Origin of the sequence: Lactococcus sp. dk101 (assembly GCF_009601055.1) — a bacterium.
Lineage (GTDB): Bacteria > Bacillota > Bacilli > Lactobacillales > Streptococcaceae > Lactococcus.
On record NZ_WITI01000006.1, the window covers coordinates 87,200 to 112,276 of the forward strand.

General features: G+C 40.1%; 24 protein-coding genes. 2 read left to right on the forward strand and 22 right to left on the reverse strand.

Annotated elements, in window-relative coordinates; all coding sequences use genetic code 11:
• Nucleotides 1-38 precede the first annotated feature (38 nt).
• The 21 genes from GHI45_RS06375 to GHI45_RS06475 form a co-directional block, all read right to left on the reverse strand.
• Complete coding sequence (locus tag GHI45_RS06375; protein WP_228386034.1) at nt 39-1,508, reverse strand: MFS transporter; 1,470 nt, start codon at nt 1,506-1,508, stop codon at nt 39-41.
• 110 nt (nt 1,509-1,618) lie between these two features.
• Nucleotides 1,619-2,179: a hypothetical protein gene (locus GHI45_RS06380; protein ID WP_147779981.1), complete on the reverse strand. Its 561-nt coding sequence runs from the start codon at nt 2,177-2,179 to the stop codon at nt 1,619-1,621.
• Nucleotides 2,180-2,283: 104 nt separating this feature from the next.
• The gene (locus tag GHI45_RS06385; protein ID WP_147779982.1) at nt 2,284-2,820 is read right to left on the reverse strand and encodes a hypothetical protein; all 537 of its coding nucleotides are present in this window, start codon (nt 2,818-2,820) and stop codon (nt 2,284-2,286) included.
• Nucleotides 2,821-2,829: 9 nt separating this feature from the next.
• Nucleotides 2,830-3,507, reverse strand: a complete 678-nt coding sequence (locus GHI45_RS06390; protein WP_147779983.1) for a DUF443 family protein — start codon at nt 3,505-3,507, stop codon at nt 2,830-2,832.
• A gap of 140 nt (nt 3,508-3,647) precedes the next feature.
• Entirely contained in the window at nt 3,648-5,084 is a 1,437-nt protein-coding gene (locus GHI45_RS06395) for a C69 family dipeptidase (protein WP_147779984.1), read from the reverse strand.
• 39 nt (nt 5,085-5,123) lie between these two features.
• Nucleotides 5,124-6,335: a CCA tRNA nucleotidyltransferase gene (locus GHI45_RS06400; RefSeq protein ID WP_147779985.1), complete on the reverse strand. Its 1,212-nt coding sequence runs from the start codon at nt 6,333-6,335 to the stop codon at nt 5,124-5,126.
• A gap of 110 nt (nt 6,336-6,445) precedes the next feature.
• Entirely contained in the window at nt 6,446-7,216 is a 771-nt protein-coding gene (dapB, locus tag GHI45_RS06405) for a 4-hydroxy-tetrahydrodipicolinate reductase (protein ID WP_147779986.1), read from the reverse strand.
• Between the two features lie 63 nt (nt 7,217-7,279).
• Complete coding sequence (locus tag GHI45_RS06410; RefSeq protein WP_147779987.1) at nt 7,280-8,131, reverse strand: DegV family protein; 852 nt, start codon at nt 8,129-8,131, stop codon at nt 7,280-7,282.
• 53 nt (nt 8,132-8,184) lie between these two features.
• Nucleotides 8,185-8,577 carry a DUF1149 family protein gene (locus tag GHI45_RS06415; protein WP_147779988.1) on the reverse strand — a complete coding sequence of 131 codons (393 nt, stop codon included), beginning with the start codon at nt 8,575-8,577 and terminating at the stop codon, nt 8,185-8,187.
• Complete coding sequence (locus tag GHI45_RS06420) at nt 8,574-9,203, reverse strand: HAD-IA family hydrolase (RefSeq protein ID WP_147779989.1); 630 nt, start codon at nt 9,201-9,203, stop codon at nt 8,574-8,576. Before GHI45_RS06420 ends, GHI45_RS06415 begins: the two co-directional genes overlap by 4 nt.
• Before the next feature lie 13 nt (nt 9,204-9,216).
• Nucleotides 9,217-9,960, reverse strand: a complete 744-nt coding sequence (gene trmD / locus GHI45_RS06425) for a tRNA (guanosine(37)-N1)-methyltransferase TrmD (protein WP_147779990.1) — start codon at nt 9,958-9,960, stop codon at nt 9,217-9,219.
• Nucleotides 9,957-10,499 (reverse strand): ribosome maturation factor RimM, encoded by a 543-nt coding sequence (rimM, locus tag GHI45_RS06430; protein ID WP_147779991.1) that lies wholly within the window; start codon nt 10,497-10,499, stop codon nt 9,957-9,959. The genes trmD and rimM overlap by 4 nt, the downstream gene beginning before the upstream one ends.
• Nucleotides 10,500-10,538: 39 nt before the next feature.
• Nucleotides 10,539-11,414: an alpha/beta hydrolase gene (locus GHI45_RS06435; protein WP_147779992.1), complete on the reverse strand. Its 876-nt coding sequence runs from the start codon at nt 11,412-11,414 to the stop codon at nt 10,539-10,541.
• Nucleotides 11,415-11,516: 102 nt separating this feature from the next.
• Nucleotides 11,517-11,756: a KH domain-containing protein gene (locus tag GHI45_RS06440; RefSeq protein WP_054638866.1), complete on the reverse strand. Its 240-nt coding sequence runs from the start codon at nt 11,754-11,756 to the stop codon at nt 11,517-11,519.
• 86 nt (nt 11,757-11,842) lie between these two features.
• Complete coding sequence (rpsP, locus tag GHI45_RS06445) at nt 11,843-12,115, reverse strand: 30S ribosomal protein S16 (protein WP_147779993.1); 273 nt, start codon at nt 12,113-12,115, stop codon at nt 11,843-11,845.
• Nucleotides 12,116-12,199: 84 nt separating this feature from the next.
• The gene (locus GHI45_RS06450; RefSeq protein ID WP_147779994.1) at nt 12,200-12,835 is read right to left on the reverse strand and encodes an NAD(P)-dependent oxidoreductase; all 636 of its coding nucleotides are present in this window, start codon (nt 12,833-12,835) and stop codon (nt 12,200-12,202) included.
• A gap of 335 nt (nt 12,836-13,170) precedes the next feature.
• Nucleotides 13,171-16,959: a hypothetical protein gene (locus tag GHI45_RS06455; RefSeq protein ID WP_147779995.1), complete on the reverse strand. Its 3,789-nt coding sequence runs from the start codon at nt 16,957-16,959 to the stop codon at nt 13,171-13,173.
• A 259-nt stretch (nt 16,960-17,218) separates the two neighbouring features.
• Entirely contained in the window at nt 17,219-17,851 is a 633-nt protein-coding gene (locus tag GHI45_RS06460) for a WxL domain-containing protein (protein WP_147779996.1), read from the reverse strand.
• A 292-nt stretch (nt 17,852-18,143) separates the two neighbouring features.
• Nucleotides 18,144-19,301: a DUF916 and DUF3324 domain-containing protein gene (locus GHI45_RS06465; RefSeq protein ID WP_187230090.1), complete on the reverse strand. Its 1,158-nt coding sequence runs from the start codon at nt 19,299-19,301 to the stop codon at nt 18,144-18,146.
• Between the two features lie 189 nt (nt 19,302-19,490).
• Nucleotides 19,491-20,726, reverse strand: coding sequence for a hydroxymethylglutaryl-CoA reductase, degradative (locus tag GHI45_RS06470; RefSeq protein WP_147779998.1), 1,236 nt, complete (start codon nt 20,724-20,726; stop codon nt 19,491-19,493).
• 35 nt (nt 20,727-20,761) lie between these two features.
• Nucleotides 20,762-21,904 carry a thiolase family protein gene (locus GHI45_RS06475; RefSeq protein WP_147780008.1) on the reverse strand — a complete coding sequence of 381 codons (1,143 nt, stop codon included), beginning with the start codon at nt 21,902-21,904 and terminating at the stop codon, nt 20,762-20,764.
• Between the two features lie 176 nt (nt 21,905-22,080).
• On the opposite strand from GHI45_RS06475, the gene GHI45_RS06480 reads away from it, so the two are divergent.
• Complete coding sequence (locus tag GHI45_RS06480; RefSeq protein WP_147779999.1) at nt 22,081-23,250, forward strand: hydroxymethylglutaryl-CoA synthase; 1,170 nt, start codon at nt 22,081-22,083, stop codon at nt 23,248-23,250.
• Nucleotides 23,251-23,303: 53 nt separating this feature from the next.
• Here the strand turns inward: GHI45_RS06480 and GHI45_RS06485 are convergent, their stop codons facing one another.
• Nucleotides 23,304-24,011, reverse strand: coding sequence for a glucosamine-6-phosphate deaminase (locus tag GHI45_RS06485; RefSeq protein WP_147780000.1), 708 nt, complete (start codon nt 24,009-24,011; stop codon nt 23,304-23,306).
• A 223-nt stretch (nt 24,012-24,234) separates the two neighbouring features.
• On the opposite strand from GHI45_RS06485, the gene GHI45_RS06490 reads away from it, so the two are divergent.
• Nucleotides 24,235-24,633: an ArsC/Spx/MgsR family protein gene (locus GHI45_RS06490; RefSeq protein WP_147780001.1), complete on the forward strand. Its 399-nt coding sequence runs from the start codon at nt 24,235-24,237 to the stop codon at nt 24,631-24,633.
• Nucleotides 24,634-25,077 lie beyond the last annotated feature (444 nt).

Genomic DNA, 25,077 nt, shown 5'->3' on the forward strand with positions numbered 1-25,077 from the left:
CAAGGATAAGCTTTACTTATAAAGCGTAAATGGCTTTTTTAAAGTTCATTTTGAGCTTTTACTTTTTCAAAGCTACAAACGACAAAGGTCAAGGCGCAGAGAATTGCCACAATAAAGAAAACATGGTGAATGGCTTCCAGAACCACAGCATTTAAAGCAGTCGTAAATTGAGCTGCTACTGCATTTGCGGTCGAAGAACTGATAAATTCATTGACCTGTTGGAAGTTCAATTCAGGGTGTTTTCCAAGTCCGCTGTTGATACCAAGTGAAAAAGCAAGGCCAAAAATCCCCGTCATCATGGCTTGCCCAAGTGTCCGACCAAGTACAATCATCGAACTGGCAAGCCCGATATTTTCTTTCGGAACCAAATTTTGCGCTATCAATGTTGACATGGTCAGAACAATTCCCATACATGCACCGACAATCCCTGCAATGATATAAAAATAAACCATAGAGAAATTGACAGAAACAAAGATTAAAGGAAGTGAAACCAAGGTCAAAAGACCTGTGATGACCATGAACAAATATTTGGCAATAAATTTACGCATCAAAAAGCCAACAAAGAAACCTGAAATCATCCACATGACCGAACTTGGCGTCAAGGTCAAACCAGCTAAGAAAGCGGGTACCCGATAAATGGCTTGCAACCAAATCGGAAAGTAAATATTATAGGCAATCAAGGCACCAGACAGCAACAGGGAAACCAAGATTTGAATGCTAAAAGTCCGGTTTTTAAAGAGACTAAACTGGAAAATAGGGTCAGCCGCTTTATTCTCACTATGGATGAACCAAAATATCGAGAGAATAAATACTATAAGTAAAACAGCCTCCATAACCCAGTTGATTGGCGTCGTGCCAAGGACTTGGAAAATCATCAAAAGTGAGACCAAAAGAACAGACAAGCTGGCAAGCCCTGACCAGTCCATATCGATTTTACTGGCTTTGGCATGCAAATCTTTGTATCCAAAAGCCGTCAATAAAATGGTCAAAATTCCGAGAGGGACATTGATGAAAAAAACCCAATGCCAGCTAAGTTGGTCAACAATCCAGCCACCAAGCAATGGCCCTGCCAAAGCCGAAATGGCCCAAGCCGTATTATTGAAAGCCAGCACATTTGCACGTTCTTCATAAGAAAATAAATCAGCAATAATGGTGAAAGTCAGAGGCATGACTGCACCTGCACCAATTCCTTGAATTAACCGATAGATAATCAATGTCATCATGCTATTGGCGAAACCACACATAAATGATCCGATGATAAACATGGTTAAGCCAAACATGAAGATTTTCTTACGTCCGATATTATCTGATAGCTTACCATAAAGCGGTGTTGTGATGGCAGAAACCAACAGATAGACCGAGAATACCCAACTTTGAATTTCTAAGCCGTGTAACTCAGAAATAATGGTTGGCATGGCTGTTGTAACAATCGTGACCTCAACCGAAGTCATGAAAGTCGCTAAGAAAATAGCCGCTAAAATTGCAATTCTTCCTTTAAATTTTTTCAAAATATGCTCCTTAATGCTTTAAAAAATTCATATCTTTCTATTCTAACATAAATACAACCAAGAAAAAAGGGCAACAAAAAAAGATAGAAAACTTCTATCTTTGATACTATTTAGTCGTTGTCAAATTGTTGATAGTAAAGCTCGTCAACAGCCTTTATGGTTTTAATTTCTACAAGACTAAGCTCATTCGCTTCGTCATAAGTAAGCGATAGTGTTTTTTCATGCATTCCTTCGAACGCCTCAGTACCTAGCCATGTCTCTTTATCGTCTTCACTAATTGGGCCATTTACAGCATTTGCGACTTCTATTGCCATAATATACATCGCGCGTTTATCGACAGTTAGTGTTTCCAAAAATTCCGTTGTTATCATGAGAAATTCTCGTTTTGAGTGATAGTCGGTAACTTGTGTATCCTCAAATTCCATAGTAATGTGGTCATGCTTTTGAGAGAAATCCGTTAACGTTTTTCCAACTTTATTCCAACGATAATCATTTAACCACTTATCATTAGCGAGGGATAATGAATAATCTTCTTGTAGGGTTTCATCGTTTCCAGCATGTGAAATTTCAAGCTCTTTCCCATTTTTTTCGTCAAACCACATTTTTTCCGCAAGGTCACGATATGCAAGTCTGTTTTTTTTGTTGAAGTTTCCTTTAATGTATAATCTCATCGTATTTCCCCTCCTAGTTTTTAAGCCATTCAGCGGCTTTTGAAATATTTTTTACAAGTTGTTCCTTATTACCCTTACTGAGATTTTTATTGTCCAGTTTTGAGTTATAACCTTCTTCCATGTATGATAAAATAAAGCATCATCAAAAATATAATCAAGGAAAGCAGTGAAAAAAACAATACACTTCCTAAGACTTTTTGCAAATTATTTAATAACGGAGAGAACAGTAGTACTCCTAATACTATTGAAATTAAAACTCCTTTGATTATTTCAACCTTGCTAAAGCGGATTGCTTTGTTATTCTTTTTTAAGTTCTCTCTTTTTTCCCAATGACTACTATATGGACTTCTCCCCTTAACTAATATATATTTCTCTTTCGTTTCTTTGTCAGGCAGTTCAATGTCATAAACTTGAATTAAATCATCTAAAAGCTTTTGGACATCTAGGCTTAAATTGCTATAAGTTGATAACTCTAACAAATCAGTACTCATTCGATAAATAGTTGATTTAAAACTTTGCCCCATCTCAATATTATTTTTTGCTAAAAAAAGGACATTCCTTTCTTTAAGTTTTGCTGAACTTGATAAAGTTAATAATTCAGAAATTCTATTATAAAAAATTTGCTGTCTTTCTGTTAACATGCTTTTCCTCTAATTATTTACGTTTTCTATATAACAATATTTCATATAAGAAAATGGTCTAGAATTCGCCTGGGAAATTACTATTAAAATCAAGAGAGGTAATATAATTAAAATCAATACACTTGTAACTGGATAAGTGAAATAAATAAATATCGTCATCAGGGATAATCCATACCCAAAAAGCATTCTCGGAATATAGTTTTTTCTATAATTCTGATTCCATTCAGATTTCTGAATAAGGATTTTTCCAGTATAGGCTATTTTTTTTACTTTCATAAATTTAGCCATCCGATATCTTTCGAACGACGATAGCACCAATCTTAGTAAATAAGGAAAAGCAATAGCCATCAGTAGGATAACGAAATTATTAGTTGGAGGTAATGCTATTATTTCTTTAGTTATTATCTTAGTAAATGGGAGAAAGCCTAATGCCAATGCTGAACTTCCTCCACTAATTCTGTTTTCCTCCTTGTATTTCAACATATTAAATTGTTGATCGGTTATCTTCAAAGCATTTACTGAAAATTCCCATTTCAGCCAAGGAGCTGTCATAAGCCATTTATGCGTTTCAAAGTCAACAAGATAATGACTTCCTTTCAATGACACAAGTTTATATCGGTCATATCCTGAACCTTCTACCCAAATATTAAATGCATTTATTGTTCCTTCGTTATTTGAAATTAGCATATCCGTCCTTTATCTTTTTCGCGTATTCTATAGATACTATTATAAACAAAATCTCAACAAATTGCTATAGTGGCTATTAAATTAAACCTCATAAAAAGGGCAACGAAAAAAGATAGAAAAATTCTATCTTTTGAGACTGTTTAGTCGTTAAAGTCGTAGCGGAGGTTCATGTTTGCTGAACCGAGAACAACCATGCGTCCGAGTAATTCGTTTTGTGCTTCAACTGCTGCAGCTGCCAGTTTTTCGTTGGCTTCTGTCAGATAAGCAGTGATTGCTTCTGGACTTGTCAGTGCTGACAGGCCTTTATCAGTCGTGTTTTGGATGTTTCTAAATTTACCCATGGTATTTAAAGCATAGGTATCACGCAAGTCAACAAACAAATTATAGTTGGTATCTCCAAGAACGGCTGTTGTGGCACTCAACCAATACATGTTCGTTGGGTCATATGTGGCTTTAGCATCACGATAGCTTGCAGGTGTGTCTGAAATGTTTGTGTAGAAAGGAACCACATGGTTAAAAGTATTGGCACCAAAGGCAAGCCATTGTACACCAGCTGCTGCTTTAGGGACATTGTTTCTTACTTGCAAAATGTGAACGCTGTGGTTACGGTTAATCCCGATTGGACGGAAGAGTTTTCCTTCTTCTTTGGTATTTGTCGTGCCGTAAACATCGTATTTTGTATTTTCAAAATGACTTGACAAGACAAATTTAACATCTTCGATAGAAATTTTCTTTGTTGCTTGGCAGATAAATGGCAAATCACCGTTTTGTGGGTCATCTGATTTTTGACCTAAAACATTTTGACCGTACCAGGTTCTTGGATTATTGTAAACAGAGTCTTTGATTGAATCTGAACCGAAAATATGGCGCAAATTGTAATGTGTTTCATAGCCACCCAAATCATCTGGATTGAGCAAATTATCTTCGATAAAGGCTTTCAAATCACTTGAAGCTATAGTATCTTCGCTGTCAAAGTCAAAGCTGTCAATATTCATGCGGTTTGGTGCCACAACATAGGCATCATCTGGAATGCGCACGGCTGCCCAATGATGTCCTCCGATGGTTTCCAACCACCAGACTTCGTCATGGTCAGCAAATGCAATCCCATTGGGTTCATACGTTCCATAAGTCGTCAACAATTCGCCAAGACGAATAACACCTTCACGAGCTGAATGGATGTATGGCAAGACAAGGGTTACAATGTCTTCTTCTCCAAGTCCATCTTCAACATAAGGGTCAAGTCCCAAAACACGTGAATTGGTCGTGATTGTTTCTGTTGCTGACATGGCCACGTTTACTGAATTGATACCAGCGGCTGGCCAAATGCCATCTTTCAAGACAGCGTTTGGAGTTGAAGTATATGCCATTGGATTTTCAGGCAAATCAATGGTCAGTCCTGACAAAACAGCTTCATAATGACGGGGTTGTTCTTCTGGACTTACCACAACAAAGCGTTGAGGATCAAGTGCTTCATGACCATCGTCATTTCTTGCGATGATGGTTGATCCATCCAAAGATGCTTTTTTTCCGACTAAAATTGTTGTACATGAGCCTTTGCGGCGGTCTTCAATTTTCATAGTTACTCCTTTAATTTATAGTGCTGTTTGACGCCTATTTCAGCGAGACAGACAATTATTTTTGATGTAGTCAAATAAACAAGCTTGCGTATTGACTAATTCATTGCGAACCACTTTGACTTCCAATTCCTTCAAAATGAAACCTAATTTTGGTCCGGGTTTGATATCATCAGGAAAGGCTTGAAGTAAGTCGTTTCCTGAGACTTTCAATTCAAATTTATCATGGATTTGTAAGGCGGCATCCAGTTTTTTGGCAATCTCTTTATCAATGTGTTTGCCTTCGGCGATTTTCAAATCATCAACCAACTCGGCACGTCTCAAACCAAATTTATAAAGACTTTCAAGCGTCCATTGGTCAAGTTGATAGGCTTCTGTCAGCAGGGACACGTCCTTAATAAAATCATTTGGCACTTTCCAATGCCGTAAAAATTGAACCACGTCCACCTGGTCAATGCGTACCATAAAGGCTGCCCAAGCCTGTGCCGAATTTTCAAAGACAAAGCCTTCTGTCAGCTCTGACAGCAAAGCTTCCAAGCCTCTTTTATCAAATCCGGGCAGATATTTCCAAGCCTCCGATTGAATGAGGGCTTCAAGCCCCTTTTTATAAGATTTGGCTTGCAATAATTTGTCAAATTCGATGAAAATACGCTCGACCGAGATTTTATTTAAGAGTGGCGCGTGTGATTTCATGGCCACAAAAGTTTCTTCTTCAATCGTAAAATCAAGACTGGCAGCAAAACGCATGGCACGCATAATCCGAAGTGCATCTTCGTTAAACCGCTCTTGCGCTTTTCCGACTGCGCGAATGCGACGTTCTTTCAAATCCGTCAAGCCATCAAAACAATCGACAATTTCTCCGTCAATGCCACAAGCAAAAGCATTGATTGTGAAATCTCTTCTTTTCAAATCTTCGGATAAATCACGGACAAAGTCAACATGATCTGGTCTGCGATAGTCTGTGTATTGACTTTCTGTCCTAAAGGTTGTCACTTCATAATGCTCGGCTTCCGTTTTTCCAGCTAAAACCAAGACCGTTCCATGCTCAATGCCCACGTCAATGGTATAAGGAAAAATGGCTTTGATTTCTTCTGGGTAAGCACTGGTGGCAATATCCACGTCATGTATTTCTCGTCCGAGCAAGACATCACGGACAGAGCCTCCCACGAAATAGGCTTCATACCCGTGTTCAATTATTTTTTCTAAAACAGGAAGCGCCTGCTTGAACTCCTGAGGTATCATTTCTAATTTCATAACTTCTATTATAGCACAAATCCACGCCAAGCCGAATGTCTCAAGGTTAACTGCAAGCATTTAAAATTTTTTTACAAAATAAAAAAATCATCTGTTGATGATTTTCATTTTTACAAATCTAAGAAATGTTCCAAACCGTATTTCAACTCAGACACGGTCATGACTTGGCGAACACCTAAAGCAACGCCAGTCATAAAGCTCACACGGTCATAAGAGTCATGACGAAGAGTCAAGCCTTCTCCTTTTGAGCCAAAAATGACTTCCTGATGTGCAACCAAACCGGGCAGGCGGACAGAATGAATGCGCATGCCTTCAAAATCAGCACCCCTGGCACCAGCAATGCTTTCAATCTCATCGCTTGCTCCTTGGTGTTTTTCTTGACGGACTTCTGCCATCAATTCGGCCGTCTTAACAGCCGTTCCACTTGGCGCATCTTTTTTCTGGTCATGGTGCAATTCAATGATTTCAACATCTGGGAAATATTTTGCGGCCACTTTTGAAAATTGCATGAGTAAGACTGCTCCCAATGCAAAATTAGGTGCAATCAGGCCACCAATCTTTTGATTTCTTGAAATTTCTGTCAAAGTCTTGATTTGTTCATCAGTAAAACCAGTCGTACCAACAACAGGACGAATGCCGTGTTCCAGTGCAAAACGTGTGTGTTCGTAAGCAACACCAGGTTGTGTGAAATCAATCCAGACATCGCTCTCAACGGTTAAAAGTTCATTCTTGTCAGTAAAGACAGGCACACCAAATGCTTCTGTCACGTCTGCGCGTGTATCAAATAAAGCGACCAACTCAAAATCTTCTTGTTCTAAAACCATATTTACAGCAGTAGAACCCATTTTTCCACGGTAACCCGCAATGATTACTTTAATCATTTGTTTCTCCTTTATTTTAGAAAAAACGCTTCTTTGCCCATGACAAATGAAACGTTTATCGCTTTATGCTTTAATTTTTGGGGTCAAAGCGACAGCAATCGCACCGACACCAAGGTGAGTGGCAATTACTGGGCCAAAGCTAGTGTATTCAACATCTGTAAAGCCTTGTTCCAATGTAAAATCATACATTTCTTTTGCGTGAGCAAGATCTCCTCCAGCATTTAAAACGTAAATCTTATAATCGCCGTCTTTTGTTTTTTCCATCAAGAGATTTTTCATGGCCTGAAGGGCTTTTTTGGTCGTCCGAACTTTGTCATAAACGACAACTTCACCTTCTTCAGAGAATTGCAACAAAGGTTTAATGTTCATCAATGTCCCAACAAAAGCTGAAGCATTGGACAAACGTCCTCCTTTTGCCAACCATTTCAAATCGTCAACCAACATGAAAGCATTGTCGTTATCTCTTTGGAATTTAAAATCAGATAAGATTTGTTCAAAAGATTTTCCAGCATCAAGGCCATCAAAGGCAGTCTGAACCAGATAACCTAATGGGCTTGAAGTGATATAAGTTTCAGGAAACTCAACTTTCATGTCTGAAAATTCAGATTGTAAATAAAAGGCATTGGCATAAAAGCCTGAAATTCCGGCTGGCAAAAACATGCCAAGCACATGAGTGTAGCCCTCGTCTTGAAGCTTGTGAAGTAAGATTTCCAACGCTGCGACAGAAGGCTGTGAAGTTTTCGGTACATCTTTGGCTGATTTCATCAAATCAAACCATTTTTCATTTGCAATTTGTGAAGGCTGATAATCCACACCATCAATCGAAATCGGGATTTCCAGCACATATAAATCGTCACGTTTTTTATACTTATCAGCAATTTCTGCCGACGTATCTGTGATAATGGCTAATTTCATTTAATAATAATAACTCCGTATATTTTCATCAGTACTGATGAAATAAAAATAAATTAGAATTCTAATTGAATTCCGGGTTGGTCTAAGGCAACTTCAGTTGTTTCATAAACCATGCGTTTCAACAAATCAAACAGAGGTGAAGCCAACTGTGTCATTTCTTCTTGAACAAGTTCATCTTGTTCTTCAATTTTGCGGTCGCGTACGTAATTTAATTGGCTAACAAAGCCTGAAATTACGATATTTTCCAAAGGAATCATGAAGGTCAAAATGGTGTGAATTCCTGTATCACCGTCATTTGCTTTTTCTAATTGTTCCACAGGAACCAATTGAAATTGCACATTCAATGATGTTTCAGGTGTGCCATTTTCTTTTTCCCATTCATAGTTGCGTGCATCATAATGAAACTGATTCACAAATTCTTGTTCACGTTCAATAACTAAAGTCATTTCCACTCGCTCCATTTTTTATATTTTATATCGGCAATTTGGCCGAATAAGTCGTTTTCGTCTAACAAAAGTGTTGAAATACCGGCATTTTTTCCTGCTTCAACATCAAGCGGACGGTCGCCAACCATGACTGTTACTGCTTTGTCCAACTGATATTTTTCAAGCAAATAAAGCAATGCTTCTGGGCTAGGTTTTCTGGCAAATGGTTGTTTTGAAGTAATAATTTCGGTAAATAAAGTTTGCCATTTTCCTAAATAGTCATAAGTTGTTGCATCACGATGGCTCAAAACAAAGTTTTGACCACCGTCTGCCACGATATTTTGCAAGATTTGCGGTATTTCAGCATAAAAGACAGGCGGCGTCTGCATTTGCAAGTCATGTTCAAGCTGATGATAATCCTCCAAAAATGCAGGATTGCCATAGTTTTCGGCAAATTGTTTAATCGAGAATTGCTTGATATAAACTGCCAAATCTCCTGAATAATGAATGTCGTGCTTGTCCATCGCCATTTTCAATGCTTTGAGCATCGTCGGATACGTATTGAAAAGGGTACCATCAAAATCCCAAATATAATTTAAAAAAGGAGAATTTTGATTCCTTTCAATGCCATTTTCCTCAGATTTCATTTCTTAGACCTCTTCATTCTACCACATCATCAGATGCTTTGCTTGATTGACGTAAGTCTCTTAAAATTTTTATTTCTTCTTCATTGGCATCGTATTTTTCAAGCAAATCTGGACGGCGTTCAAGCGTTTTTCTTAAACTTTCCGTCAAGCGCCACTTTCTGATGTTTTCATGATGGCCAGACATCAAGACCTCTGGCACTTTCATGCCACGAAAATCTTCTGGTCGAGTGTATTGCGGGTACTCAAGCAAGCCACTTGAAAAAGAGTCGTCTTCATAGCTGGCTTGTTTTCCAAGCACACCTGGAATGAGACGTGCGACTGCATCAACCATGACATTGGCTGCCACTTCTCCGCCTGTCAAAACAAAATCCCCTAAAGACACTTCGTCAGTAATGACAGACTTAATGCGTTCGTCATAGCCTTCATAATGCCCACAAATAAAGACCAATTGGTCTTCTTTGGAAAGTTCTTCTGCCATTTTTTGGTCAAATTTCTTACCTGCAGGGTCCATGAGCAAGACCCGTGCATTTTCATGAGGAAATTTATCCATGGTATCAAAAATGGGTTGTGGCATCAAAAGCATGCCTTGACCGCCACCGTAAGGCATGTCATCAACGTGTCTTTGCTTATTGCTGGCATTTTCGCGAAAATCATGGGTATGAATTTCTACTAAGCCTTTTTCTTGGGCCTTTCCAACGATGGATTGGTTAAGTGGGGCGAACATTTCAGGGAAGAGGGTTAAAATATCTACTCTCATGCCTCGTCACCCTCACTTGTCGCATCATCGTCCAAACCATCCATTACATCAACATCGACGCGTTTTGCAGCCACATCAACCTTCAGAATAACAGGTGGAATGTAAGGCAAGAGCAAATCACGTTTCCCTTTGCGTTTGACTACCCAGACATCATTGGCACCCGGTTGCAAAATTTCAGAAATTTGGCCAAGCAACACATCGTTTTCATAGACATCCAAACCGATAATTTCATGATAATAAAATTCGCCATCTGTCAGCGCTGACAGCTTTTCTTCGGCAACTTTTAATTTCATTCCTTTCAATTTTTCAACGTCATTGATGTGATCATAGCCAAAAAATTTAACCAGATACATATTTTTATAAGCTTTTCCTGATTTGACTCTCAAATCAAGCATTTTTTGGTCTTTCGTATCGAACAAAGCAAGTTCAGAGTTCTTTGCAAAACGTTCTTCAGGAAAATCTGTCGTTGGCATCACACGAACCTCACCTTGAAGCCCTTGTGTGTTCACGATTGTTCCCACATTGTAAAATTTAGTCATATCCTATATTATATCATTTTTAAAGCAGATGTCCTAGTCTCATTTTAGCTTATTTTTTTGTATTTTTTCTGAAGCTTGGATAAATTCCAAAATCTTTTTCATGGTCGTTTCCGCTTCGGTATCGATATGTAAGGCATGATAGCCTCCTTTGATTTCCAGATAAGTGATATTGGGGTTTGCTGTTGCAGCAAACTGACGAATGGCTGCTATTGAAACAATGCCATCTTCTTCAGCACCGAGCAGTAACAGTGGCACATGAATGTTTTGGGCATGCGCCAAGGCAAATTGGCCTGCTTCTTTAATCTGCGTAAAAAGACGCAAAGAAAGCAGATCATGGAAATAACCATCATCAACAACACTTTTGACCATATCAACATCATGCGCAATCAAATCCACGCGAAGCCCCGCATGCACACGGATTTTCGGATTGAGTTTTCCTATGATTGCAGCCATTTTTTGAGCCATTTTAGGTGGTTGTTCTGCCAAGTCAAGCCAAGGCGACTCGACAATCACTTTTTCATAAGACTGTTGATTTTCTTCTTGACGAAGCAAAAAATTCAAGACGATATTGCCCCCCATGCTATGTCCCATCAAGTAAACAGGCAAGTCCTCAAAATCTTGTGCAATCAAATCCCGCACGCGCGCCAAATCCTCTAAAAAGAGACCATAAGCTTTAGAAACGCCTCTTTGACTTGGATCTTTTGCTGCATAAGCCCCGTGTCCCCTTTGGTCATGCATGACGCAAATGTAACCCTGCCCAAGAAAAAAATCAATCACGGTCACATAATGGCCGATATATTCGCCAAAACCATGCACCAGCTGTACAATCCCTTTGGCCTGTGTTTCAGGCTCAAAAATGTCAACGCGAATGTCATGTCCATCTTTTGCTTTAATGAATTGTTCTTGTAGTTTCATTTGGTATCCTCTCAAGTTAGTTCACTCATTATAACACTTTTTTTGACGCTTTTTTCTTTTTTCAATAAAAAAACAGCACTCAAAAGAGGACTGCTCTATTTATCATTGATCCACCAAAAGACGCACTTTTTTTCCTTCAACAGGAACAAAGTAAACGACGGTACGAATGGCTTGAATAATACGACCTTGACGGCCAATAATGCGACCAATATCTGTTTCAGCCACTTTCAAATGGTATTCAGCAAATTCTTCGCCATCAACAATTTCAAGTGAAACCTCATCAGGTTGTGTCACAAGGGGCTTGACGATAGTCAAGACTAAATCTTTAACATCTGTTTGCATTTTCTTTCCTCTACTCTAATTTAACCTTCGTTAAATCCAAATGATGTTTTTTTCAAAAAAACCGCATTAAAAGCGGTTTTTAATAATTATTTGCCAAATTTTTGGTCGTGGAATTTCTTCATAACACCAGCTTTAGACAAGATGTTACGAACTGTATCTGATGGTTGAGCACCTTTGCTCAACCATTCCATAACGCGTTCTTCTTTCAAAGTAACTTGGTTTTCAGCGATAAGTGGGTTGTAAGTACCAACTGTTTCGATGAATTTACCATCACGTGGTGCACGTGAATCAGCAACGTTAATACGGTAGAATGGTTTTTTCTTAGAACCCATACGAGTCAAACGAATTTTTACAGACATGTTTATGTTCCTCTTTAGAATTATTTTTACATTTATTAGTATAACACGATTTGTATAAGGTGTCAAGAAAAAAACTTGACAGGCCTATTTTTCGATAAATGAAATTCTTTCTTTGAGATGACGACCAGCTTTTGCTTCTTCCAATAGAGCTACGGCATAATCAATATAAGAAATTTGACTCTCTTTTTTACTATTTAAAGTAAATTCTTCGCCGGCTACCAAAACATTGCCTGTTTTCTTTCCATCATATCGGAAATCGGCAGCTGGACTAATGAATGTCCAATTAACTGAGGCGTAAGTCCGCAAAAGATCAAGTGCTTTTGATTGTGCCATGGCCATTGGTTTAAAGGCTTCTGGGAAACCGTCCGTTTCAAATAATTGCGTGCGATGCTCAGGATCGACATAAAGACTTCCTGCACCACCAACAACAATCAAACGATTGGGTTTATTTTCAAGGATTGAGGCCAATTTTTCAATCACTTCTGTATGAAGATGCATGGCACTTGGGCCATGTGTCCCAAAAGCATCAACAATCACATCAAATGGAGCTAAATCTTCATATTCCAAATCAAAAATGTCCTTGACAATAACCTTGCCATCAAATTGCTCTGCTTTTTTGGAATCCCGAATGATAGCTGTCACATCATCTCCATTTTTGACAGCTTCATCAAAAATCATTTTTCCAAGTTTTCCTGTTGCTGAAATCACACCAATTTTCATTTTTAATCCTCTTTTTCTTTTTCTGTTTTGTTATTTCTATTATACACCTTTTGTTTACAAACGTAAACATTTTGATTAAAAAAATAAATCCCGAAAGATTTACTTTTATTCTTTTCCAAAATGCCGAAGCATCATGGCTCTTTGTCCGCATTGTGTACAGCTTTCTTCGCGTTTGCCAAAGAAATGTGGTTTGAGTAAATCCCAAGCATTTCGTTTAAAATGTGCCTAACAGTTGGGACACTCATAATAAGTCATCTTGGCAATGGAAAATCCATAAACCACAACTAATATCAGAAAACCAACTAAAACAAATGCTCTTGACATTTCGCCCTCCTTTAATTAACAACGGTTGCTGAATCGGAAATGGTCCAAGTAATCGTAGCATGATAATTGACACCAGGGACAATATTATAGAGGTCACTTCCTGAAATCAGCAAACTAGGTGAAGAAACAGTGAATGTACTTGTGCCAATGCCTGTGCTACCAGGTGCGGAAATCAAGGTACTTGACGTTCCATCACCTGCTAAACTTGATTTAGACGTCCCATTTGATGTGATGACCGTTGGGCCATTCGTAACGGTTTGACTGTTGGCAATGTTAAAACTTAAGGTTGTTCCACTCAAAGTCCACACTGTGTTTGAACTGTCTGTCCCAGTAAATGAAGACAGTGCTGCATCAAGACTCCAGCCATTGCTTGTGGCAGGCGAATTGACGATGGTCAAATTACCATTTGCTGTGCCATTGACCGTAATTGGTGTTCCTGTAATTGTGGTCGAAGCCGAGGATAAGTTAAAGGAAGGTGCTGTATTTAAGAATAAGCCTTCTTGAACTTGCACATTTGAGGTGGCAATCAAAGTATTGGACGCTGTATCCTTATAGGTATAAGTGATTTTGTAAGTTCCTGACTGATTGAGCATGGTGGCAACATTAGCTACAGGATTTCCTTTCGCATCTGAAATCGTATAGCTAATGTTTGATGACAAGCTGGTTGGTGGAACCGTTCCTGAACCAACCGTTGTACTATAAACGGTCTTGCCAGTTGTATCTGTGATTTTAGAAATCAAAACAAGTGGGTTCCATGTTGAAGCTGTTGCTGGGCCAAGCGTATTATCAGTCGTTGAATTATTCGTTTCAAATAAGGTGCCGTCATTTAAGACGGTAACGGTGGCTGTTGCGGTCAAGACCTTACTTGTCGCCGTATCTGTATAGCTATAAGTAAAGGTCATCGTACCGCTTTGAGTGCCTGAGCTTCCCAACCATGTGGCATAATTGGTTGCGAAATCCGCCTGAGTTCCTGACAGACTCGATGAGCCGACCAAGTTATAAGTATAGCTAATGGCTGAACTTGCTACTGCATTGCCGGAAACATCTGTAGCACTGACCAAACTCAATGGATCAAAACTCGTATCCGCATCACCGATACTACTTGAACTGATGGCTTGAATGGTTGACGCGTCAATCGTGACGGTCTGTGTCAGATTAACTGCATTTCCGGCACTATTATAGAGAAGATTTCCAGAAGCGTCTTCTAAGCTATAAGTCAAATAATAAACGCCAGTCGTTGAAGTATCAAGACTTGCAGTCGGGCCTGATGTTGCTGTCAAGACAACATTGAGTCCTGTCGTTTCACCATTGTATCCGGTGTATGCAAAGGTTGGTGGCGTATAGGTTGCCCCTTTTTGTAGCACAACAGAAGCATTTTGACTGTTGGCATAAGTCAAAGTTGGATCATTTTTAATGATGACTTGTGCACTGGCCGTCAAAACCGCCCCTGTACTACTCACAATGGGATTACCCGTTGTATCTGCCAAGCTATAGTTAATGGTATAAGTACCTGGCGTCGCAAGCATGGTCGCAGTCGAAACTGCTACACTTGAGCTATTGGTAATCGTATAGCTGACGTGCGAACTGTCATCAATCGAAGTTCCTGCATAGTCAGTCGCCGTTGTCACCAAACTCAATGGCGTAAAGGCAGCTGCCTCGGCCGAGCCGGTATAGATAGACGTACTTGCAGTTGCAAGCAGACTGGCTTGGTTGGCAGTAATGGTTACAGGTTGTGCCGTACTGGTCGCCACAACGCTTCCACCAACTGAAAGTTGGTATTCGACATATAAGGTACCTGTGGCTTTGGCAATCCCTGTCGTTGTGTTAAAGAGACTGGATGGCAAGATTGAAGCAAGCGTGCTTGCCGACGAACCACCCGGCTCAAAGGTTGAAAAAGTCCCAGTACTTGTCGTACTGTACGCAACCAGTAAACTGCTACTTGGCCATTTGTAAGTGACACCATTGGCATCTTGTGCCATCAAGAGATTGGAACCTGGTGTGAAGGTTTGACCAGTGTAGATTGCGCCTTTTGTACCGCTGACTTCGACGGTTGAGGTGATGGTTGCAGAACCAGTCCCGTTATTGTTTGTCCCGCCATTAGCTGTGATTGCATTGTTGATGACATCAAGAAAGTCTGTATTGGTTCCAGAAACTCCGACAAAGGACATGAGGTTTGTGGCACCTGCCACAATGGTGTTGTATGTTGCACCTGTGGCAAGCAAGAAGCCACCACCTAAGTTGACCGCAACAAGACTTGAGTCCCCTTGGAACATGCTATTCATATCAAGGACACAGCCATGCCCTGATGGCGTTGAGTTGGTTGCCGAATAGAATGACGTGATGAGGGCGTCATTTTGCATCATGCCGTTTAAGGCAATGGTCATGTTTTTTGCCCCGTTATTGACAACGTTGAACTGCATGTACATCATACCATTACCACCCGCAATGGTTGCAGCTGTTGAATTACCTGTGGCAAAATAGTCATTGACATTGGCAAGTGAGCTTGAGTTTAAGCCCGGATTTCCTGTGAATTTTTGGTCGTTTGCCAGTAAGAAGCTTTCATCTGCTGGCCCTGTCAAAAGGTCAAGCGTAATCCATTTGTTAAAGACACTTAGATTTGGCAGATTGGCGAACATAAAGGAAGCGTCCGTTGTCCATGAAACCATGGTTCCTGAACCGCCTGCCGTTCCACCTTTGGCATTGACCACACCGTTTGAAGCTACCCATGTGGCATTGGTGGTAAATGAGGTGATGTTTGAGTCGCCGTACCAAGGGTAAAAAGTAGGGTCATCCGTGACATTATTTGCTTGTGCAACGGCATTTAGTGTGATGACGCCGTTTGAGATGGATGCCATGGCCGAAGTATAAGTCGTTGAGCCTGTGGTTCCGACAACGGGGTTCAAGTTCAGATTGGTGTCGTTAATCATGATGTTATCGACGTCGTTCATGGTTTCGGTTGTTGTTGTTGAACCCGTCAAAATCCCATTGAAATAGTCGTTTGCACCATTTGTCGATTGGATACTTGCAAGATTTGACAAGTTGGCATACAGATAGCCGATGGAGAGATTGCCTTGGAGGCTATTTGACGTTGAGACCGTGCCTCCTGCTGCTGCTCCGCCGACCACAATCTTGGTTATAGCAGAATTATCATACCAAGGCCAGAAGGTCGGGTCATCATTGGTATTGGTGGGCAATGTTCCAGCGCCTAAAGTCATAGTGCCTCCTGAAACTGACCATGAAACACCAGTACTGGCAAGAACGGCATCTATGGCAGGCGTCGTTGTTGTCGCTGCTTGTGCTGCTACTGCGGCACAAGTCGATGTGGTGCCACTGGTTTTAGCCGCTTGCGTTGCAGCAAGTGCTGTGTCGCCGTCAAACAAGTGGTAAGCATATGGCGTTGAGACCATGTTCAAGCTATTATTGGTGCTGATGCTGGTTAGGCTTGGCATGTTGGCAAAGAGATAATCAGCATTGGCTTGCGAGGTATATGTCGTTCCTGACGTGAAAACAATGCTCTTGACATTATTATTGTATGCCCAAGGATAGTAAGTTGGACTATCCGTACTGTTGGTCGGAATGACACCCGCTGCATAATTACTACTGCTTGTATTGGGACTGATGGTCAGTTGTCCTGTTGTCCCGTCCAAAACATAAGACACGCCTCCAAAATTCCCTGACAAGAGGGTTTGGGCTTGCGATTGATTTTGGAAAAAAGGACTCACCAGTCCTAAAAGTGGCAACAATAATAAGACGAAAATAAAGATGCCGTATTTCCATTTTTTTCGATTGTTTTGGTTCATGCGCTTCCTTCTCTAAATTTTCTTTTCATTTTTCTTTTCTTGATAAATAAGTGCGGTAAAAATTTCTATTCCATTTTATTATAGTCCAGTAGTTTATAAATTACAAGCCTGTTGCATTTCTTTTTGAGGCTGCCCCTTTATTTCATAAAAAGCGACCGATTGTATTTGGCCGCTTTTTTAATTTTTATTGCATTTGTAAATCTCTTCGGAGCATTTTTCGTTTCGGCTTTTTCGTTTTCAGCTGATGATCTGATCAAGCTTATTTGACAGTACCTGCAGCGTTTGAAATCGTCCAAGTGATGGTTCCTGTGTAGTGACCTGCATTTATAACTTGTCCAGCACCAGTTGTTAAAGTTGCTGATGTTACAGCTTGGCTGACTGATTGGTTGCTGTCATCGCTGGCAGTAAGAACGGGAACAGTTGTTGCACCGTCAGTTGTCAGTTGTGTAGCTGATGTTGCTGCTGCAACTTTAGAAGCTGAACCTGAGGCAGTCAATGCACCCATGTTCAATGTCAAGTAGTTGCCAGCACCGATAGTTGTCAAACCTGCACCTGTCAATGTTGATGCTTGAGCAGAAACTGTCCAACCAGTTGTTCCACCTGTCAAGTCGCTAACAGCAATCGTTGGTGTTGTTGTACCTGCAGGAATGGTATAGTTTTCTGAAGTTGTGTTTGAGAGAATGCTCAAGTTTGAAGTTGTAGCAAATGATGGAGCTGAAGTCAGTTGAAGGTTACCAGCTTGGAAAGTCAAGCTGACAGGAGTTGTGTTACCTGTTGATGTTGTTGTCGTAACAGGTGTAGCGAAAGTATCTGCACTTGCAAGGCCTGTGCCTAATGCTAATACGGTTAAAGCGAGAGTTGAAAGTGAAGCTACTTTAAGTGATTTTTTCATGTGTTGGTGTTAATCCTCTTTCCCGTGGGCTTCAAAATTCATTTCTGGTGTATTAAGCCCGGACTGTGCGGAGTCATCTATTTATTACGTTCGACGCATTGACAATTATAAACCTTTCATGAAAAATGTCAAGAGTTTTAGACCTATTTGTATTGACATTTGTTAACAAGTTTTTTACAAACTATTTACATTTGCAAACAAAAGTAAGAGCTTACAGCTTGTTTTTCCTTTTTGTCAGCTCTGACAAGTCCACAAAAAAAGGACTCCCGCCCTTTTTTTGTGGACTTGCGCCCTAATCTTTATTTTTTGCTTCTAATTCTTTTTGCATGGCATCAATCTTGGCTTGTAATTGGTCTTTTTCGTTGGCATGTGCTTTTTTACGCTTGCGTGAGACCACAAAGAAAGTGACAAATGCTGCAACTAAAACAACTGCCAGGCCATTCATGACATAAATCCAAAAATAATTGGGTTTTGGAAGCGACATGTCCGTTTTATTGAGCGCTGCTGCTTGGGCTTGTGTGATGGTGAAATCTTTCGTAAAAGTCCAACGATAATCATAGTGCTGGGTGGTTCCTGTCGTGTCAGGAGCGCTGTAGCTCCCTGCGCTGTCTTCTTGGCCATAAGCTGTCATGGTCATGCGATATTTTCCAGCTTGGAGCGGTTTTGAGTATTGATTGGCAGTCAGAGCGCCTTGCAAACTGACGGGAATGGCCATGTTAAAGTTTGAGTTTGGTGCCATTTGCATGGCTGAATTTTTGAAGCTATATTTAAGCGAACTGTTATCGAGGCCAACGACTTGCGCATTGACATTCATGTTGTTCAAGAAATAAGCTGCAGTGTTTTCCAGATTGACGCTGATGACATTTCGGGCATTTTCTTGGCCTGCAACCACATTATTCAGCACCAGTTGAGGCGCTTGCTTGTCGTGAAATTGGCGCATCAAGACTGAGACCATGTACTGATAGGCATTGGTAATCATGATGCCTTTATTTGAGCTGGTCGATTGACTGTTGCCTTTTTCCTTGAAGGTCAGCCCACCTGCGATAATCCCGTGAAAACTCTCGCTTGGCATACTTACCTTGACCGTAACGATTTTGGTTTGGTCAGGACTAAGTGTAATCTCTGACGGAATTTGCACGAGTGATTTGAGGTCATATTTCAGTGTTTTGTCAGCTTTGATATTATTTGGTGTGTATTGGACGACACCTGAGGTGGCTGTTGTGGCAGAAGCCACTGCTGTTTCAACCGTCACTGTCTTTTTGCTGACATTTTTAAAGACAATTTGCAAATTTTCCTGACTTCCTGGCGTCGGCATGAGCAAGTCATAAAAACCTTCGCCAGGATTGGCTTGATTGCTTGGGATTTGCGGATTGATCGTGAAATCCATGGTTGCAGCCATTGCTTTAGGTGCACCAAGTCCAAAAATCAACGCCGTCAATAATAAAGTCATGAATAAGTATTTCTTTTTCAATTTTTGACCTTCTGTCATCTGATACAAGCCATTTTCTAAATTTTTTTACACTTCATTTAGTGACTGGCGGCATCAATTTGAATTTTTCCAACTTATCATAACGCAATTTAAATTGATTTGCAAACAAAATACAAGCTTTTGTATTCTTTTTTCTACAAAAAACAAGAACTAGTCTTGTTTTCTAATTTGATTGAGCAATTCTTGTGCAATGGCTTGGTTCATCAATTTTGACTGGCGTAATTTTTCAGTTAAAACTGGCAATTCGGCTGCCGTTGCACCAATCGACATGGCAAGACTTCTGGCTTGCAAACTCATGTGCCCTTTTTGAATGCCTTCCGATACTAAGGCGCGCAAGGCTGCTAAATTTTGAGCGAGTCCAACTGCTGCAATAATTTTGGCCAGATCTTCTGCTTTGGTTACTTTTAAAATATCAAGAGCGGCTTGTGCTTTGGCAAGCACTTTTGTGCCTCCACCCACCGTTGCTACAGGAAGTGGCAGGGTTAACTGGCCATGAAGCACTTGATTTTCAACTGTCCATGTGGCGAAGCCTTCATAGCGACCAGATTTGGCGGCGTAGGCATGCGCTCCCGCATTGACGGCACGACTGTCGTTCCCCGTTGCCAACACAACTGCTTCAACCCCATTCATGATGCCCTTATTATGTGTGGCCGCACGGTAGGGGTCAAGTTTTGAAAATTGCGATGCTTTTTCAATTTTTTCAGCCACTTCTAAGCCGTTACCTGTTTTAGATAAGCCCGCTACTGGAATATCACAGCTGACCGTGACCAAAGACTCCGTCGCATAATTGCTCAGGATACTAAATAAAATATTTGCCTCTGGCAACCAGTCGTGAAATAAAGCCGTTACCCCTTCTAAAATGGCATTGACAATATTGGCACCCATGGCATCTTTGACATCAATCTGAAAATCAACAGAGACAAATCCCTCCTCAAAAACACGTGTGGAAAGTTTGCGTAAACCGCCACCACGTTTGATGATTGAAGGGTAACTTGATGCTGCAGCTTCAAAAATAGCCGCTTCTTGCTGTCCAATAAAGGCTGTCAGCGCTGACGGATTTTCCACGTCATAAAAGACAATTTGCCCACGCATGAGTCGCTCTGTAATCACCGCATGAAAATTTTGAGCCATTTTCGCACCATTGCTAGCAGCAGCAATGACTGACGGTTCTTCTGTCGCCATTGGCACTAGATAGCTTTGGTCATTGATGACAAAGTTTTGGGCAATTCCCATTGGAATTTCAAATTCGCTGATTTGATTTTCGATGAGATTGTCTGCAACAAGAGGATCAAGTGCCATATTCTTGAGCGTCTCACGGCTTTCCTCAGAAATCTGGAGTGTTGCCATTCGCTCTTTGGCTGTCATTTGATAGAATTTTTTTTCCATTTTTTAAAAAATGCCCAGAATTCTGGGCTTTCTCCTTATATTACATTTGGATTTTCAAGTAAAACAGCTAGTCCGAGACCGCCACCGATACAGAGGCTGGCAACGCCGTAACGTTTGTTTTCTTGATTGAGCTGATGACTCAGAGTTCCAAGCATGCGCGCTCCAGTACTTCCGAGCGGGTGTCCAAGGGCAATCGCGCCACCATAAATATTGACTTTATCACTTGAAAGACCAAGTTCTTGTTCAATGACAAGGCTTGACGCTGCAAATGCTTCATTGATTTCAAATAAATCAATGTCATCAACAGATAAGTTCACTTTTTTAAGTAATTTGTTGATGGCTTTAATTGGTGAAATTCCCATGTTTTCTGGTTCTACACCAACTTCTGCTGTTGCTTTCATAATTGACAAGACAGCTAAATTATTTTGAGCAGCAAATTCACTTGAAGCCAGTAAAATGGCACTTGCGCCATCACTGACAGGAGATGAATTTCCTGCGGTAAGTTTTCCGTTTTCTTGATAAACTGTTCTTAAAGTGGACAATTTTTCAAGCGATGTATCTGGCCGTGGGCATTGGTCCTCAACTGCTTGGTCAATGCTGACGATTTCTGCGTCAAATTTTCCAGCTGCTCTGGCTTGAAGCGCCTTTTGATGTGAAGCATAGGCAAATGCGTCCATGGCTTCTCGGGTAATGCCATACTGATTGGCAATCACTTCAACTGTATTGCCCATCAGTTGTTCAGAAAAAGCATCTAGAAGGCCGTCTTTAGTCATGGCTGACAGTTCTTGATTATTCTTGTCAGTGCTGACATTCGGCGTTTTAGACATGATTTCAACGCCACCTACAAGAGCCACTTGTGACTCTCCAAGTAAGATGGATTGATTAGCCAAGATGGCTGATTTCATGCCTGAGCCGCACACTTCATTGATGCTCATGGCTGGGACTTCAACAGGAAGTCCAGCTTTGATAGAGATTTGACGCGCAATGTTTTGACCTTGACCGGCTGTGATAACAGAACCAAAAATGACTTGGTCAACGGCAGCTTTGGCGACAGGATTTTTTTCAAGCAACTGTTTTGCCAGCTGACTTGCGAGCTGACTACTGCTGTAATCACTCAGAATCCCATTGTACTTGCCCATTGGCGTACGACAACTATCTAAAATAACTGTTTCATTCATCATTAAAAATGTCTATTCTTTCTACGTTCAAATTCTTTTCCACTCATATTATAACAGAAAAATTCTATTTTAATCCTTTTAAATCTCTCATTTGTTTTTCATTCGTTTTACAATAGAAACAAAATCGAAATCGATTGTGTGCATTTTATTGATCATATTTATGTTATAATATGGCTATGAAAAATATTGAAACTACTGTTGGTATTGATAAACTTGCTTTTTTCGTACCACATTATTATGTTGATATGACCGACCTTGCGATTGCGCGAAATGTTGATCCTGCCAAATTCCATATCGGAATTGGTCAAGATCAGATGGCGGTCAATCCGATTACACAAGATATTATCACTTTTGCGACTTCTGCTGCGGATCAAATTCTTAGCCCAGAAGATAAAAAAGCGGTTGATATGGTGATTGTTGCTACTGAATCAAGTGTTGACGAATCCAAAGCGAGTGCTGTTGTGGTTCATGGACTCTTAGGTATTCAGCCGTTTGCACGGTCTGTAGAGATGAAAGAAGCTTGTTATGCAGCTACTGCAGGTCTTTCATTGGCTCATGATTTCGTTGCCTTGCACCCTGATCGCAAAGTATTGGTCATTGCGACTGATATTGCAAAATATGGCTTAAAATCTGGTGGTGAACCTACTCAAGGGGGCGGGGCTGTTGCCATGCTCATCAGTAGTCATCCTGCCATCTTAGCCTTAAATGCGGACAATGTGGCCTTGACCCAAGACATCTATGATTTTTGGCGTCCAACTGGTCAAGCTTATCCAAGTGTTGATGGTAAGTTTTCAAATTCTGTCTATATTGATGCCTTCAGCCAAGTTTGGGACGAATACTGTCGCCGTAACGATGCGCATTTTGCTGATTTTGCAGCCATTGCTTTCCATACGCCATATACAAAAATGGGTAAAAAAGCACTGCTTCCAAAATTAGAAACTGAGCCAGAAGCTGTTCAAAAGTACTTGATGGCACAATTTGAAAGTGGCATTGTTTATAACCGTCGCGTTGGAAATCTCTATACTGGTTCATTGTATTTGAGTTTGATTTCTTTACTTGAAAACTCTGAGCAGTTGAGTGCCGGCGATAAAATTGGTCTCTTTTCATACGGTTCAGGAACGGTAGCCGAATTTTTCACTGCCACTCTTGTCCCTGGATTTGAAAAACATTTGCGTAAAACTGAGCATGAAGCCCTGTTAAACAGCCGTGTCAAGCTTTCGATTGAAGCTTACGAAGCCATGTTTGAAGAAAAAATCGACTTTAATCACAATACAAAATTTGCTGATGATGCAGATTATTCGATTGAAGAAATCAAAGATAATCACCGTATTTATCGCCAAAAATAAAAACGAAAATAAAAAAAACTGAGGAAAACCTCAGTTTTTTTGTTTTATCATCATTATTTTGATAAGAGTGATGCGGCTGCTTCGTCAGCAATGACAATCACATGTGCATGGTCTTGTAGAATTGATGCAGGAAGGGCCGTTGTTTTTTCGCCTTCTATCATGCCTTTGATTGCTTCTGCTTTTGATTCACCATAAGCCATCAAAACAATCTTTTTAGATTTCATGATGCTTGCAAGTCCCATGGAAATGGCTTTTTTTGGCACTTCATCTTCGTGTTCGAAGAAACGTGCATTGGCTTTAATTGTTGATTCAGTCAAATCAACCACGTGCGTTGTTGCTTCAAAAGGTGTGCCAGGTTCATTGAAACCGATGTGTCCATTTTGCCCAATACCAAGGATTTGCCAATCAATAGGATGCGTCTCGATAATCTGATCGTAATGTTTCGCTTCTGCTTCAAGGTCTGTTGCTTTACCATTGGGCAAGAAGTTTTCTTTGAAAGGTTTTTCTTCAAAGAAGTGTTTGTTCATGAAATAACGGTAAGATTGTTCGTTTGAACCATCAAGTCCGACATATTCGTCAAGGTTGACAGAAGTCATGTCTGTAAAATCAAGTCCTGAATTAACCACTTGATTGTAGAATTCGACAGGTGTTGATCCTGTTGCAAGGCCAAGCGTCTTAGCCCCGCCAACCATTGCTTCATTCAGTAAATCAAAACATTTTTTTGCGCCTTCGAGTTGGCTTTTAACAACGATAAGTTCCATTGTGGTCTCCTTTGTTTATCAATCTATTGCAAATTGGTATATATCAATTATTTATAAATTTATTATACCACAAAATTCACCAAAGTCAATTATTTTCGTTTATTTTGGATTATTTTAAGGTTTATTAAAATTACTATGTTATAATATATATAACAAATAAATTATCTAATTTATTTTTATATTACAAAACAGGCTCACGCCTCACTAAAAAGGAGAAACAAGCATGATTAAAGTTTTTGTAAAGTCTGGTTCTGGAAGTTGCCGCTCTGCATTGAAATGGTTAAAAGCCTACAAAATTCCCTTTGAAACGGTTCATTTGAAGGATTTGAAGATGAAAGAATTGGTTCACATTTTGTCATTGACTGACGAAGGTGTCACCCAGCTCAAGACACAAAACCGCGGGACAAACACCGCCAATTCGCACTATATCCGAACGCTCGTTGATGAATCAGAATCATTTGATGAATTGCTGGACATTATCAACGAAAATCCAGAGTGTTTCAAAGCACCAATCATCACGGACAACAACAAATTGTTGATCGGCTACAATGAAGATGAAATCCGCGCTTTTATTCCACGAATGACACGCGATGTGCAGTGGCAAACTTTGACAGCCCAGTAAAAATGCCTTTTGTCAGCTCTGACAGGGCATTTTTTCTTTGCTTTGTTCACTAATTATCAAACCGTATTTTTGACATGAAGTACTGTTTCCCGTACAATTTAATCAAAGGGATCAATCGAGATTGCACACAACAATACTCGTGAGTAAAAGACGTTTTAATTTCGTTTTTTCTGTATTTTTTCCTAATGGTTGTAAAAAGAAATGATCCATTTCTTATGAATTTTCAGTAGTCTCTTCGTTATAGTTTTTTATTGGTTTTGTCTTAGCTTCAGGAACAAGTTTCACGGCATTTTTTTATTTTTACTATATTTTTTTAGAATGGCAAATTGCAAATTTAATCTAGCCACCCTGTAACATCTGAAAAGGTGTCTGATACTTGAACATTTTTCTTGGATAGTGATTCATCCAAGTTTCAATACGAGCGACTTCATTCGAAGTCGTTTT